Source organism: Burkholderia sp. KCJ3K979, assembly GCF_016759955.1.
Taxonomy (GTDB): Bacteria; Pseudomonadota; Gammaproteobacteria; order Burkholderiales; family Burkholderiaceae; genus Burkholderia; species Burkholderia orbicola.
This window is the reverse complement of sequence record NZ_JACFYV010000027.1, coordinates 1-13,984: the sequence shown is the minus strand read 5'-3', so window position 1 is coordinate 13,984 and position 13,984 is coordinate 1. Positions and strand designations below refer to the sequence as shown.

Sequence of the window (13,984 nt, the reverse complement as noted above, 5' to 3'; positions counted from 1 at the left end):
GGTAATAACTGCATATATTACGCAAAACTCCTTGGAGGGATTTAATGGCTTTCAAGATCGCCGTCAGTAATCAAAAAGGTGGGACGGGAAAGACGACCATCTCCGTCAACATCGCGGCTGCGTTCGAAGCCGGCGGCAACAAAGGCGCGTTGATCGATGCCGACCCTCAGGGCACTTCCGTCCGTTGGGTCACGAGCGGCGAGAACACGCTGCCGATGACGGTCCTTTCGCTGGCTCCCGCCGGCCGCGGCATCGGGGGCGAGATCAAGAAGCAGGACGCGAACTTTGATGTGATCGTCGTCGACTGCCCCGGCAACCTCGAAGATCCGCGTATCGCATCCGTCCTGGAAGTGGCCGACTTCTGCCTGGTGCCGCTTTCGCCATCGCCGGCCGATCTGTACAGCACGGTCGCGATGATCCGCATGATCGAATCGATGCGCGCCGTTCGAAATCCTCAACTTTCTTCCGCATTAATGCTGAATAGCGTCAATGGAAAAACTAAAATGCGTGAAGAAATTTTAAAAATTCTACGGGCTGAAGAAATAGGGGAGCATCTGCTCGACAGCCAGATCGCGCAACGCGAGGTCTATCGTCAGACGTTCGCGCTCGGCACCACGATCCATCACCACAATCGATACCTGAAGGGCCTGAAGGAAGCCCGCGCGGAAATCGAAAAGCTGGTCACGGAAATGGCCCAATACATCGCGTCGACGCGCGCTACCGGAGCCGCCCATGGCTAAGGACTCCTCGAAAGACAAGAAACCGACCGGCAACCTGCATCTCGCAGCCGGCCTGTTGCGCGGACTCGCGCAGGAAAATGCGGCGCTCGAAACGCGGCTGCCCGAGCCGGCGGCCGCACCGGCCGCCGTCGTCGACACGGCGCCTGCCAGTGGCCCGGCCGGAACCGCGCCCGCCGGTACGCCCGAGCTTGGCGCGCCGCAGAAGGTGCTGGTCAAGGACTGCATCCCGAACCCGTTCAACCCGCGCGTGTTCTACTCGGAATCGAGCCTGCACGAGCTCGCGCTGACGTTGAAACGAGAAGGGCAGATCGAGCCGATCAAGGTCACGCGGCTTCCCGAGTTCCCCGGCAAGCTCGTCGTAATCGACGGACAACGCCGGCTGCGCGCGACGAGCATTAACGGCGACGAAACGATTAATGCGACGTTCCGCACCGATCACACGCCCGAGCAGCTCTACACGATCGCGTATCGGGCGAACCACGACCACGAACGCCAGACGATCTTCGATGATGCGATCGCGTGGAAACGTCTCCTGGACGAGAAGGTCTTTTCCGACCAGAACACGCTGGCGGAGAAAATCGGCAAGGACAAGGCCTCGATCAGCAAGACGCTGTCGCTCAACGCGCTGCCGAACACGCTGCTGGAGCGGATGGCCAGTGCGAACGACGTGGTCGGTCTGCAGGCTGCGTACTTCCTGAAACTGATCTTCGAACGCCTCGGCGAGGCGACGGCCGATCGGCTGCTGACGGCCGTGATCGACCGGAAAAAATCCGTCCGCGATCTCGAGAATTTCCTGCGTGCGCAGAGTGACGGCACCAAGAAGGCCGGGCGTACGCGCTATAGCGTTCGTCATGATTTCGCGCTCGAATCGCGCGCGATCGGCCAGTTGAAGACGTATCCGGACGGGCGTCTGGACCTGCAGCTCAAGGGCGTCGACGCATCCCACCAGGAAGCGCTTGCCGACAAGCTCAAGACCGTCATCGACGCGTACGTCGCGGAGCTGGCCACGGCCCCGTCGAAGTAACGCGCTAGCGGCAAAAGGCCTCGCCTTCGCGCTGCGCCGTCAAGCCCGACCGCGACATGGTCCGGCGCATGGTGCGCACAACGGCGAGGCCTCGTTCAGTTGCCTGCGAGACTGCTTTTGAGCAGGAATTCCAGCAGGTCGTCCGAGGTCGGCTCGCCCCACGTATCGAGCGCCAGCCACCGGAAGAAACTGGTTTGCGCCAGCTTGCTCGCCTTCTTCTTCGGCGACAGCGTCAGGTCCTTCGAACCCGCCACCGTCTCGTTGTAACGCTCGATCAGCTTGGTCTGGTCGTCGATCTCCAGTTCGCGGAAATACGCGCCGGCTTCCTCGACCTTCGCCGCCAGATACTTGTCGCGAATCTGTTCCTGCTTACTCTGCGCGGATTCCTTCGCCGGTGCAGCCGCCTCGGTTCCCTGCCCATCGGCCAACGTGTAGCCGTGCGTCAGCGCCTTGCGGAAGTACGCGGCGACGTTGTCGACCGGCGTCGCATTCTTCTTCGTAGTCCGATTGAGCGTATAGGCGATCGCCGCCTTGATGCGCTGCACGCCGTATTGCGTGATCAACCGGCGCGCTTCCGAGCGCGGAATGCCGAACTTCGCGACCTCCTCGACCAGCGCTTCGTTCTTGACGTCGCCGTCTTCGACCGTATCGGTGCTCTGCTTGCGCGTCACCTTGAACTGCACGGCTTCCACGCTGCGGCCGGATTTGTGTTCGATCAGCTCGAGCGTGTGGTCCGATACTTCGTTCACCTCCTGGATGCACGGCACCAGGACCTTGCTCTTGAACAGCTTGTATTCCTTGTACGACTGCGACGCCTTGTCCTGGCCGAGAATGAGGTCACGGAATTTCGGCAACGGAATCTTCGCGGTGATGCCGATCCCCTCGTAACGCACCGTGTTTTCCCACAGCGCGAGCGAATGCGACCGCCGGAACTCGCGGGCGATCCGCATATCGATCAGCGCGTAGATTTCGGGATTGAGCAGTTCGCTGCGAATCTGGTCGGAGAAGCTGTACTTCAGCACCGATTGCTCGAGCTCCGCGCCGGCGAGCAGGCCCGACGCTTTCCAGACCGTCGAACGGTCCGCGGCCAGGTAGTCCCAGTTGACGACGGTACTGATCAACGAGTTGACCGTGTCCTTCACGTACTTCGTGTTGTTGCTGTTCAGCCCGCTCTCGTGCGACAGCGACGCGATCGAAATCGAGAAGCTCGTTCGGCCCGGTTCGAACGCCTCCTGCCGAAGCGCGTTCTTGATCAGCGAGCTGAACATCTTGCGCTGCTGCAGACCGATCTTGCCGGACTTCGGCGCGATATGAATCGCCTGGACCGCCTTGCGCAGCAAGTCGGGCGGCTCGGGGGTCTGAAACAGCGAAACCTGTTTGTCTGAGCCTTTGCTTGCGGGCTTGCGCGGCATCGTGGTGTCCGGGTAAGGTTGCCTTATTGAGAGCGGACTTTATACCTTTTCGCGCCACGGAGCAACGTCCTTGCTCTAGCATCACTTTCACTATCTTGTCTAAGTATCAGATATGGAAGGAAAAACCTTGTTTCAACGATTTGCGCCGAGCCCCATATCCGTCTACCTGTTGATCAAAATTCCTCCCAAAAGCCGCTACCTTTCCCGCCCGCGTCGCGAAACCCGGCACAAGATTTGCCACCACGAAGGTACCCATCCATGGGGGAAAACGAATGGAATCGAGATCGCAAGAGGGATACGTGGTGCCCTGCAATACGGCCGCGATTTCTCCCATAACTTGCTACCTTTGTCGGTTCCCATACGAGGGTACCTGTCAGCGTCGTCAACCGCATTGCTTTCCGGCCCGAAGGGAGAAATCGCTCCCATAAAAGGCAACCTTCCGATTTCCCCATAAAAGGTAACCTGTCCGGAGCCCCGCTCCTGTCTATGGGAAAGCTTTATAGGACTGTTGAGCGAAGGACAGCGAATCGATCGAAACCAGCTCCCATACATGGGTACCTTTGAAATGCCCCATAACCGGCTACCCGAAGAAAATCTCTGTGCATCGATTCGACTATCGACGCAAAAAAGCGCCCCATAAAAGGCTACCTCCATGCGTTCCCATAGACGACTACCTCACGCGATTGACGGTCGATTTCCCATAACCGGATACGTTCGCCCCATATCCACAACCCTGATTTCCCACAACCCGGTACCCCAAACCCCAAATCCACAGACCTGAAGCCCCAAACCCTTCCACCTGTGCTCCCATAAATGGGTACCGAACACCGCTCAAACCCATGCCAGGCAAGGCTGTGAGCCGTCTAAAAGTAGTTAAAGAAGTAAACGTGGTTTACCAAAGATGTAAACACACGTATGCTTGCACAGAAAGACGAACCCCATAAACCGCTACCAATGGGAGTCGTCTATGGGAAGCCAACCGCCCAGATTTCCCCTCCACGCTCCCTTTGGCCCTGTTTGACCCGCCGTTCCTGAAAGGCTTCAGGCGTGGCAAGGCATTCCGAGGAGGTGAGTACCCACTCACAAGCACCGAAACGTAGAAACTTATGGGAGGAAATCCCTGGATTCGACGTAGAGGTTCCCGTTTATGGGACCCGAAAACGGGCCGCGTGACCCTCCTGCCGCCTGTGATCGACCAGCCGAACGGATCGTTCGCTTTCCTTCACAGCAGTTCGAAATCATCCGGGACTGCCCGCGAATGGTTTTTTGTACTCGCACGGCCTCGTCTACGGACAAATTATTGTCGATCGCCTGTGACGCTGCTCGCCAAATTTAGCCTGTGGACTGTGCCCGGAGGAATCCGCGCCGGGCTGTTTTTCATCCCCACGCCCCGTCTGTTTTTCTACCTTTAAACCACGGCCGGGAAGTTTTGCTGTGGCCGCTGCAGGCAACGAGGGACTCATACCACGGCCCGAAAAGCAGACCGGATGCCGAAAAGCCATCGCACAGTGTGCCCCTTGGGACGACTTGGCACACTTCATCGATATCGTTGCCACCCAACGTGAAGATGCCGTCGGTGCCGAAGCTCACCGCAACCGATTTCCACGATGCTCCCGAACCTGCTCACCTTTCCCCCGAAGCGGAATCCCGGAAAAGCTCACCGATCGGATAAGGTACAGGTATAAGCAAGCTGTGCAGATCGCCGCTCCGTCCACATAAGGCACTCTCGATGGGAGCAAACAAGAAACGATCGGCATCGATATGTGACGCCCGACGCGTCGGCAAGCACGGCCGCATCGACGGACAAGCCTTCGCTCCATATGTATCTCCACCGGACGCGCGCTGATCGCTCATGTCGGGTTGTAGCGCATGCGTGCAACCAATCGAGCCGACGTCTTCACCGCTCGCACTAGCCGGCCTTTTTCGTCAGACCTGTCCATCGACAGAGAGCCTTGTCTCCACAGGTAACCTTTTGCATCACGAGGTGGCAACGGTTGCCGGACGAATCGCCGCACGCCGAAACGACGCAACGTAATCGTCTTGCTCGTCGACGAAGCGAATCGTGGTCGTTTATGGGAGGAACCGTCGCTCGAGCCGCATCGAACGATGACGTGACGTGTGGACAGACTGCCGCTGCGGTGATCGCGCAAGCACGACGATACTCACATCGTGTATCAGCGTATCGGTATCACCACCCGTGAAACAGCCATCGGGGCCTCGCGCCGTATCGCGTACCGCGATTCCCGTCATCGAGCGCAGGACCCACGTTGTCTCCCATACGTATATCCCCAATTCCGTCAGCACGTTGACGCCACAATTCTTGCGACACGGTTATGATGCACAGGTCCTGATCGCGACATGACGACCGATCAGGGCAGGGGCGGTATCTCGATGGTTTTTCAAACCGTGATGGTCATCAAAAAAGAGAGTTCAGCGATGCGAATCCAGATCAGAAAACTCACGCTGGCTGCTACCGCAGCCGCTTTCCTGTTCGGCTCGGCTGTTCCGGCTTTTGCGCAGGAAACCGCCAGCGCACCGGCTGCACAGGCTGCACAGGACGCCAAGGCCGCGAAGAGCGAAGCGCGCAAGGCGGCCAGGGCCAAACGCAAGGCCGAACACAAGGCCGCGCGTGCGAAGAACACCGCCGAGCTGAAGAAACTCGAAGACGCCGGTTACAAGCCGGCGGCCAATGATCCGAACTATCCGCAGAACCTGCAGAACGCGGAGAAGAAGGCCGGCGCAGCCAGCCAGTAAGCGTTGTCCGGCGGCAAGCCACGGCCCCATCCGCGGCTTGCCGCGTGCGTCGCGATCATGCGATGCACGAAGGCAAACACGTTCCGCAGGTTTATCCAATTTGATTTGGAGTCCTGCTCATCTTGAAAATGTACGACACGCAGGCAGGGGCGAGCGCCACCCACCCTACACAGTCGCCCTTCCCGTTGCCTTCAGCCAGTCCTTGAACGCGCGTACGGCGTCATCGTCCGCCCGTGCGGACGCCACATACGTGAAGTAGCGCCATGGCGGCAGCGCCGGTTCGCTGAACGGCTGCACGAGCCGGCCTTCGGCGATGTCGTCGGCGACGAGCGCGATCGGCCCCATCGCGACGCCGAGCCCGTCGAGCGCGCCTTGCAGCGTCAGGTAGAAATGCTCGAGGGTGAGCGAGTGCCGCGGCACGAGGTTCGGATGCCCGGCCGCCGCGAGCCACTCCGGCCACATGCCCGGATAGGTTGCCGCGTGCAGCAGCGTGAAGCCGGCGAGATCGGCGGGTGTATCCAGCGACCGGCCCTCCAGCAACTTCGGCGCACACACCGGCAGCCGGACTTCGGACAGGAATTCCTCCGCGACGTACCCGTCGATGGCCTGCGGGCCGCCGCGAACGATCAGGTCGACCTTGTCGCGCAACTTGTCGATCGGCTCGTTCGACGTCGACAGCCGCACCTCGATGGCCGGATGCGCGACCTGGAACGACGACAGCTTCGGGACGAGCCAGCGCAGCGAGAACGTCGCGGGCGCGCTGACGCGCAGCACGCGCTGCTGTGCGTGGCCGAAATGCTGTGCGGTGGCGAGCGCGATCCGGTCGAACGAAGCGCCGACCTCGGCGAGGTACGCGCGGCCGGCCGCGGTCAGTTCGACGCGCCGGTTGTGGCGTTCGAACAGCGGCCGGCCAAGCCATGCTTCCAGTTGCTGCACATGCCGGCTGATCGCGCCGTGCGTCACGCACAGCTCGTCCGCGGCCAGCGTGAAGCTGCCGAGCCGCGCGGCGGCTTCGAATGCGCGCAGCGAATTCAACGGAGGGAGTCGTCGGGCCATTGCATCGTTTCGCGTGAAATTTACTCACACGATGGTTCAGGTTTAATCGTTTGATCGGGTGATCCGGCTCCGCCAATATGGCACACAAACGGCCGACCTGGCCGAACCAGTGTCTGAATTTCTCACATGGAGTACGGAGCATGCCGAACGTGGTGGTAGTGGGCGCCCAATGGGGCGACGAAGGCAAGGGGCGCGTCGTGGACTGGCTGGCGGCGCAGGCCGATCTCGTCGCACGCTACAACGGCGGCCACAACGCGGGCCACACGCTGGTCGTCGGCGGCAACACGTACAAGCTCGCGCTGCTGCCGAGCGGCATCGTGCGCGGCAAGCGTGGCGTGATCGGCAACGGCGTGGCGCTCGACCCCGAAGCGCTGCTCGCGGAAATCGGGCGGATGGCCGAGCTCGGGCTGTCGGTGACGCCGGACAACCTGTCGGTTGCCGAGAACGCGACGCTGGTGCTGCCGATTCACCGTGCGATCGATGAGGCGCAGGAGCGTTTGCGCCGCGAACCGATCGGCACCACGCTGCGCGGGATCGGGCCGGCCTACGAGGACAAGGTCGGGCGTCGCGGGCTGCGCGTCGGTGATCTCGCGGAACCGGACGGACTCGCCGCCAAACTGGACGTGCTCGTCGACCATCACAACGCGTGGTTCCGCGGCCTGGGGCTCGACGAGTACGATCGCGACGCGATGCTCGCGACGCTGGTCGCGCTCGCACCGAAGATCCTGCCGTTCGTGCGTCCGGTCTGGGCCGACCTCAACGACGCGACCGATCGCGGCGCGCGCATTCTGTTCGAGGGCTCGCAGGCCGTGATGCTGGACATCGACTGGGGCACGTACCCGTTCGTGACGTCGTCGGGCACCGTGGCCTCGGCCGCGGCGGCCGGCACCGGGCTCGGTGCGGCGAAGCTCGGCCACGTGCTGGGTGTCACGAAGGCGTATGCGACGCGGGTCGGCGGCGGCCCGTTCCTCACCGAGCTGACCGACGCCACCGGCGAAACGCTGCGTGCGCGCGGACAGGAGTTCGGCGTGAATACCGGCCGGCCGCGACGCTGCGGATGGCTCGACGCCGCGCAACTGCGCCAGGCCGTCAGGATCTCCGGCATCGATTCGCTGGCGCTCACCAAGCTCGACGTGCTCGACGGCTTCGAGTCGATCGCGCTGTGCGTCGGTTACGAATTCGACGGCGCGCGCGTCGATCATCTGCCCGCGAGCCTCGATGCGCAGTCGCGCGCGAAGCCGCTCTACGAACGGTTCGAAGGCTGGCAAGGCTCCGTGAAGGGCGTGCGCGAGCGGGCGGCGCTGCCGCGCGCCGCGCAGGATTTCATTGCGCGCATCGAAGCCGTGGCGGGCGCGCCGGTTTCGATGATCACGACCGGCGCGGAGCGCGACGACACGATCGTGTTGCGCAAGCCGTTCGATGCGGTCGCCGCCGCGTAACGCGCGAGACGCGAAGAGCGTCGATCGACGCGCGGTATCGTGGTCGGCCGGTCGTTTTTGCCGACCGTTCCCGTTGGTTCGTCGACCCACTCGGTACGGATGGACGACCGGCCCGGATGACGCGCGACGAACGGCTCGGCAGCGCGATTCGGCATCCGGATCGTGCCGCATACGGCGAACTGGACACGCCTGCAACGCTGCTGTACTGTTCCGCACAATTCGCGCCAGACCGGCTCGTGCCGGCGCCGCCGGCCCCCTGGCCGCACGGCGGTGCGACGTGACAATCCCGGGGGCAGGTCGATGGATACGTTACAGATGATGCGCATTTTCGTCCGGGTCGCGGAGGAGGGCAGCTTCACGAGCGCGGCCCAGCGCCTGGACATCACGACGGCCTACGCGTCGCGCTCGGTCGCGCAACTGGAAACGCATCTGCGCACGCGCCTGCTCAACCGCAGCACGCGCCGTATCGCGCTGACCGACGCCGGGCAACGCTATCTCGACCGCTGCCAGCGCATCCTCGGCTATATCGACGAAGCGGAAGCCGAGGCGGCCGATGCACAGGCGAAGCCGTCCGGACGGCTGCACGTTCACGCGACGACGAGTTTCGGCCAGTCCTACGTGATGCCCGCGGTCGTGCGTTACCGCGAACGCTATCCGTCGGTGGCGGTCGAGCTGACGCTGTCGCAGCACGTGCCCGACATCATCGACGAAGGCTACGACGTGTCGCTGCAGCTGAGCACGACGGAGCTGCCCGATTCCGGGCTGGTGTCGCAGCGGCTCGGTGACGTGGGCAGCGTGCTGTGCGCGTCGCCTGCCTATCTGAAGGCGCGCGGCACGCCGCGCACGGTGAGCGATCTCGCCGGGCATGCGTGCCTGCGGCTCGTCACGCCGCTCTTTCCGCGCGACCGCTGGCATCTCGATGGCCCGAACGGCCGCGAAACGGTCGAACTGCCGCTGCCGGATTTCCAGGTGAATATCGCCGATGCGCTCGGCACCGCGCTGCGCGCGGGGCTCGGGATCGGCTCCCTGCCGATGTCGGCGGCGTTGCCCGCGCTCGCGAGCGGCGCGCTGGTGCGTGTGCTGCCCGATTACCGGCTGCAGAAGCTGACGGTCTACACGTTGTATGCGTCGCGTCAGTATCTCGATGCGAAGATCCGCACGTTCGTCGATTTCCTGCGGGAATGCGTGCCGGAGATGCTGGCCGCCGACGAGGCTGCGTTGAACGCTTGTTGCGCCTCCCATCATTCCTGAGTCAGGCAGGGTCGGTGCGTGAATGCCGCGCACGGTCTTACGGCTTGACGGAAATAGTTTGCACTCCTTTGTTAAAAGCGAGTGGCGCTGGAATGTGTGCGGACCGTTCCGGTCAACGATGCCCGTGCCATCGGCATGCCTTTATGAAAACGCCCGCTTTCGATATCGAACATCGTTGGTTCGGCCAGCGGTAGGCGCCTTTTAGAATCGGTTCGACCTGCTTCATCGCATGCGCGCTTCGTGCGCGCCCACTTCATCGAACCCGAAACGACATGGCAGATCGACACTCCAGCATCCGCCGCCGGCTCATTCATGCCGGCCTGGCGATCGCGGCAGGCGCCGCCGCCCACCCGGGCCTTGCGCTGGCCAGCGCGGCCGGCGCGCGGACGTTGCGCATCGGTTATCAGAAAGGGCCGCTCAGCCTGCTGAAGGCGCGCGGCACGCTGCAGGGCAAGCTCGCGACACTCGGCGTGAACGTCACGTGGACCGAGTTCCCGTCGGGCCCGCCGCAACTCGAGGCGCTGAACGCGGGATCGATCGATTTTGGCGACGTCGGCGAAGCGCCGCCGATCTTCGCACTCGCGGCCGGTGCGCCGCTCGTCTACTACGCGCAGACGCCGGCCGGTCCGGCAGCCGAAGCCGTGGTCGTCGCGAAGGATTCGCCGGTCAAGACCTTTGCCGACCTGCGCGGCAAGCGCATCGCGCTGGTGAAGGGATCGAATACGCATTTCTTGCTGGTCAGGCTGCTGCAGGCCGCGAAGCTCGGCTATACCGACGTCACGCCGGTCTGGCTGTCGCCGTCCGATGCGCGAGCGGCGTTCGAGAACCGCTCGGTCGATGCGTGGATCATCTGGGATCCGTTTCTCGCGGTGGTCCAGCAGGCATTCGGCGCGCGCATCGTCGCGGATGGCACGGGGCTCGTCGAGAACCGCAGCTACTACTTTGCATCGCGCACGTACGCGCAGCACAATGCCGACGTGCTCGATGCGGTCGTGTCGGAACTGGCGACGGTCCAGCGCTGGCTCGACGCGAACCGCGCGCAGGGCGCGGCCGAATTCTCGAAGCTGTGGGGCATTCCGGAGCCGGCCGTGGCGCTCGCGTTTCGCCGCGCGCGCTTCGGCGTCGAGCCCGTCACCCGCGACACGCTCGCGTACCAGCAGCGCATCGCGGACGTGTTCTATCAGGCCGGCATCCTGCCGAAACGCGTCGACGTCAGCCTCGCTGCGCCGCCCTCGCTCGCGTGAACGTGTAGCCGGCCCGACGATCGGGGGCGCGGCGAGCAACTTCCTCGCTTGCGAAATCCGGTCATGGCGCGACCCGCGACAGCGGCACCGCTTCGCCGCGCAGCCTCGCGACGTCGCGGCCCGGTGCGTCGCCGAACAGCCGGGCGTATTCGCGGCTGAACTGCGACGCACTCACGTAGCCGACGCTTCGGCACGCCTGCCGCGCATCCATCGCCGACAGGCACATCAGGCGGCGCGCCTCCTGCAGCCGCAGCACCTTCTGGCATTGCAACGGACTCATCGACGTGACCGCACGGAAGTGATGGTGGAAGGTCGACGGGCTCATCTCCACCTGTCGCGCGAGCGCGTCGACCGCCATCGGATCGAGGTAGTGGTCGCGAATCCATGCGACGGCGCGCGAGATGCGCTGGGTCGTCGAACCGGCGTCGCCGATCTGCGCGACGCGCGCGCCCGACGGGCCGCGCAGCAGCCGGATGAGGATTTCGTCGACGATCAGCGGTGCGAGCAGGTCGAGGTCGTCCGGTTGTGCGATCAGTTGCATCAGCCGCGCGACGGCGTCGACGATTTCGGGCGTCGCATCGAGCGTGTCGAGCGCGCCGTAGTCGACCGCCTTCGGCAGTCCGTGCGGAAAGACGACCGGCGTGAGCGCCGCGATGCGGCGCGGATCGAGTTCGAGTTGCGCGTAAAGGAACGGCTCGGCCGGGTTCGCGCGCGTCACGCGTCCGGTCACGGGCAGGTCGGCGGTGGCGACCAGCATCCGCGATTCGTCGATCCCGTAGGTAGCGTCGCCGACCCGCATCGATTTCGCGCCTTGCCCGACGAGGCTCAGGCACGCGTGGTGCACACCGTGGTTCCACTGCGGCGACGGTGCGGAAGCGCGCGCGATGCGCATGCCGCGCAGCGGAAGGTCGAACATGCCGTCGTGCGGCGCGTACGTGGCGATCAGCGCCGCGAGCCGGGCCGTGAGTGACCGGGCGGGCCACCGGGCATCGTGATCCGGCGGGGTGCGCGGCGGCGTTCGGGCGTCGATTTCCATGTTGGGTAAGCGGTTGGCGGAGTGAGCGATGCAATGCGTGCGGCCGCGATCCCCTGTCGAGGCGCATGGCACGGCGCTCACATCGTACGGCGAGTCGAGCGCGCGGGATTGCCTAAACCTGTCCGAAATTAGCCCGATCATCCGGACCTGCATGGTCGGCGGCCGCGTCGCCCGTCGGTGCAGGGTGTGCAGCGCACAAATTCGGAAATTAAGGCAAAACAATCGCAGGATCGGGCAAGCCATTTTCCAGCGGTTTCCCTACCATTGCACCTGCTGAAGGAAATGCGATTCAGCTCGCCCGGATGATGCGGGCCACACCGTCCGCGTGATGCGCGGACGCCGCCGGCCTTGCCGCGTGCGTCGCCGCCGCGAATCGCCGGAAAAGACTCAGGACTGCTACTGAACGATCGTGCATCGGGCTTGCCGATGCCGGTTTGCGCCCGTTGCAAGCCGGCGCGTGCTCGTCGCGAGCGTGCCGACCGACCCGGCTGAGCCGGTGGCGGGGCCGCTGCATTGGCCGGCCGATGCGGGCCGGCTGCGGCGCGGTGTCGGGTGCAGGTAGACGGGCAGTCGTCCGCGCAGGGGAATCCGGACAAATGGACCAACTTCAATCGATTCGGGCATTCGTGACGGTGGCAAGGGAAGGTGGGTTTCGCCGGGCGGCGACGCGGTTGCGCGTGTCTACCGCGATGGCGAGCCGGCTGGTCGACGCGCTCGAGACGCGCCTCGGCGCGCGCCTGCTTCAACGCAGTACGAGCCATCAGTCGCTGACGGAAATCGGCGAGCTGTATCTCGCGCGCGTCGAGCGGATTCTCGGTGCGATCGACGAGATCGACGGTCGTTTCGTCGCGATGGGCAGCAAGCCGGAAGGCGTACTGCGCGTGGCCGCGCCGGTCGCGTTCGGGCTCAGCCAGTTGAGCGCGCTGCTCGATCGTTTCGTGCACCGGTTTCCGGACGTGCGGCCGACCGTGACGCTGACCGATGCCCACGTCGATCTGACTGCCGAGGACATCGACGTCGCGTTCCTGACGGACGGCATGCCGGTGTCCGGCGCACACGCGCTGCATACGCTGGCCGCGTACGAATCCGTGCGGGTCGCGGCGCCCGATTATGTCGCCGCGCACGGCGGCGCCGCGGCATCGGGCGACTGGCCGGACATCGCGGCCGTGCGGCTGGAGCTGCCGGCGGCCGACGACGATCCCATGGCCGGGATGCGATCCGGTGCGGCAACCAGTAATGCGGGCGTCGGCCATCTCGAGATGGCGCGGCGGCTGGCCGTGGCCGGCATGGGCGCCGCGGTGCTGCCCGCATATCTCGTCGATGCCGATCTGGCAGCCGGCACGCTGGTGCGCGTGGCCCCACTGCACCCGCTCGCGCCCGTCACGCTGAAGCTCGCGCATGCGCGTGCCGCGCGTTTGCCGGCCGCCGCGCGCGCGTTCATCGAATTCGCCGGCGCCGCATTCCGGCCCGCGCGCTAGCAGTCTGGCCGAACCCCCGGCACCGCGCGCCCGCCAAGGCCCGCGGGCCCGCCGTTCTTTTTCGGAAGCAGTTCGGCAAACGAACGCTCCGCAGGGTGCAACGCACACCCGCAACACGCGTCCGCATCCGCGGCGGACAGGACATTGCAGGTCCGCCGCGCGTCAGGGCCATGAGGAGATCTGGTGATTCCCATTGAAGGTCGTCTAATTGTGAGAGGTCGCTCCATGCGCGTCGAACGGGTTCCATACCGCTTAATCACTGCCGCAACGGCCGCCGTTTTCCTGGCCGCGTGCGGGAAAAAAGAATCGGCACCGCCGCCGCAAACGCCGGAAGTCGGCGTCGTCACCGTGCAGCCGCAAGCCGTGCCGGCGGTGACCGAACTGCCGGGCCGCACCAGCGCGTTCCTGGTCGCGCAAGTGCGCGCGCGGGTCGACGGCATCGTGCTGCGCCGTGAATTCACCGAAGGCACCGACGTCAAGGCCGGTCAGCGCCTCTACAAGATCGATCCGGCGCCGTACATCGCGGCCCTGAACAGCGCGAAGGCGACGC

Annotated in this window: 10 protein-coding genes and 1 pseudogene; 8 read left to right on the top strand and 3 right to left on the bottom strand. The window is 64.3% G+C overall.

Annotated elements, in window-relative coordinates; all coding sequences use genetic code 11:
• The first annotated feature begins 44 nt into the window (after window positions 1–44).
• Window positions 45–740, top strand: a complete 696-nt coding sequence (locus tag H3O04_RS09275; RefSeq protein WP_202587547.1) for a ParA family protein — start codon at window positions 45–47, stop codon at window positions 738–740.
• Window positions 733–1,764, top strand: coding sequence for a ParB/RepB/Spo0J family partition protein (locus H3O04_RS09270; RefSeq protein WP_202587546.1), 1,032 nt, complete (start codon window positions 733–735; stop codon window positions 1,762–1,764). Before H3O04_RS09275 ends, H3O04_RS09270 begins: the two co-directional genes overlap by 8 nt.
• Window positions 1,765–1,859: 95 nt before the next feature.
• Here the strand turns inward: H3O04_RS09270 and H3O04_RS09265 are convergent, their stop codons facing one another.
• Window positions 1,860–3,176, bottom strand: coding sequence for a replication initiation protein (locus H3O04_RS09265; RefSeq protein ID WP_006480994.1), 1,317 nt, complete (start codon window positions 3,174–3,176; stop codon window positions 1,860–1,862).
• A gap of 2,391 nt (window positions 3,177–5,567) precedes the next feature.
• Between H3O04_RS09265 and H3O04_RS09260 the strand changes: the two genes are divergently transcribed.
• Entirely contained in the window at window positions 5,568–5,930 is a 363-nt protein-coding gene (locus H3O04_RS09260) for a hypothetical protein (protein WP_034175578.1), read from the top strand.
• Window positions 5,931–6,095: 165 nt separating this feature from the next.
• Here the strand turns inward: H3O04_RS09260 and gcvA are convergent, their stop codons facing one another.
• Window positions 6,096–6,986, bottom strand: a complete 891-nt coding sequence (gene gcvA / locus H3O04_RS09255) for a transcriptional regulator GcvA (protein WP_006480992.1) — start codon at window positions 6,984–6,986, stop codon at window positions 6,096–6,098.
• A gap of 140 nt (window positions 6,987–7,126) precedes the next feature.
• On the opposite strand from gcvA, the gene H3O04_RS09250 reads away from it, so the two are divergent.
• From H3O04_RS09250 to H3O04_RS09240, 3 genes are all read left to right on the top strand, one after another.
• Complete coding sequence (locus H3O04_RS09250) at window positions 7,127–8,425, top strand: adenylosuccinate synthase (RefSeq protein WP_202587545.1); 1,299 nt, start codon at window positions 7,127–7,129, stop codon at window positions 8,423–8,425.
• A 300-nt stretch (window positions 8,426–8,725) separates the two neighbouring features.
• Window positions 8,726–9,676 (top strand): LysR family transcriptional regulator, encoded by a 951-nt coding sequence (locus tag H3O04_RS09245; protein WP_006480990.1) that lies wholly within the window; start codon window positions 8,726–8,728, stop codon window positions 9,674–9,676.
• Window positions 9,677–9,948: 272 nt separating this feature from the next.
• Window positions 9,949–10,920 carry a sulfonate ABC transporter substrate-binding protein gene (locus H3O04_RS09240; RefSeq protein WP_202587544.1) on the top strand — a complete coding sequence of 324 codons (972 nt, stop codon included), beginning with the start codon at window positions 9,949–9,951 and terminating at the stop codon, window positions 10,918–10,920.
• Window positions 10,921–10,981: 61 nt separating this feature from the next.
• Here H3O04_RS09240 and H3O04_RS09235 read toward each other — a convergent pair whose 3' ends face one another.
• Complete coding sequence (locus H3O04_RS09235) at window positions 10,982–11,956, bottom strand: AraC family transcriptional regulator (protein ID WP_202587543.1); 975 nt, start codon at window positions 11,954–11,956, stop codon at window positions 10,982–10,984.
• Window positions 11,957–12,552: 596 nt separating this feature from the next.
• Between H3O04_RS09235 and H3O04_RS09230 the strand changes: the two genes are divergently transcribed.
• Both H3O04_RS09230 and H3O04_RS09225 read left to right on the top strand, forming a co-directional pair.
• Entirely contained in the window at window positions 12,553–13,434 is an 882-nt protein-coding gene (locus tag H3O04_RS09230) for a LysR family transcriptional regulator (protein ID WP_012337166.1), read from the top strand.
• A gap of 225 nt (window positions 13,435–13,659) precedes the next feature.
• Window positions 13,660–13,984: pseudogene (locus H3O04_RS09225) on the top strand (biotin/lipoyl-binding protein); the annotation flags it as partial.

Coding starts and splice junctions, on each gene's coding strand:
- H3O04_RS09230 (WP_012337166.1), top strand. CDS start 12,553: ATGGACCAACTTCAATCGATTCGGGCATTCGTGACGGTGGCAAGGGAA.
- gcvA (WP_006480992.1), bottom strand. CDS start 6,986: ATGGCCCGACGACTCCCTCCGTTGAATTCGCTGCGCGCATTCGAAGCC.
- H3O04_RS09240 (WP_202587544.1), top strand. CDS start 9,949: ATGGCAGATCGACACTCCAGCATCCGCCGCCGGCTCATTCATGCCGGC.
- H3O04_RS09265 (WP_006480994.1), bottom strand. CDS start 3,176: ATGCCGCGCAAGCCCGCAAGCAAAGGCTCAGACAAACAGGTTTCGCTG.
- H3O04_RS09250 (WP_202587545.1), top strand. CDS start 7,127: ATGCCGAACGTGGTGGTAGTGGGCGCCCAATGGGGCGACGAAGGCAAG.
- H3O04_RS09275 (WP_202587547.1), top strand. CDS start 45: ATGGCTTTCAAGATCGCCGTCAGTAATCAAAAAGGTGGGACGGGAAAG.
- H3O04_RS09245 (WP_006480990.1), top strand. CDS start 8,726: ATGGATACGTTACAGATGATGCGCATTTTCGTCCGGGTCGCGGAGGAG.
- H3O04_RS09260 (WP_034175578.1), top strand. CDS start 5,568: ATGGTTTTTCAAACCGTGATGGTCATCAAAAAAGAGAGTTCAGCGATG.
- H3O04_RS09235 (WP_202587543.1), bottom strand. CDS start 11,956: ATGGAAATCGACGCCCGAACGCCGCCGCGCACCCCGCCGGATCACGAT.
- H3O04_RS09270 (WP_202587546.1), top strand. CDS start 733: ATGGCTAAGGACTCCTCGAAAGACAAGAAACCGACCGGCAACCTGCAT.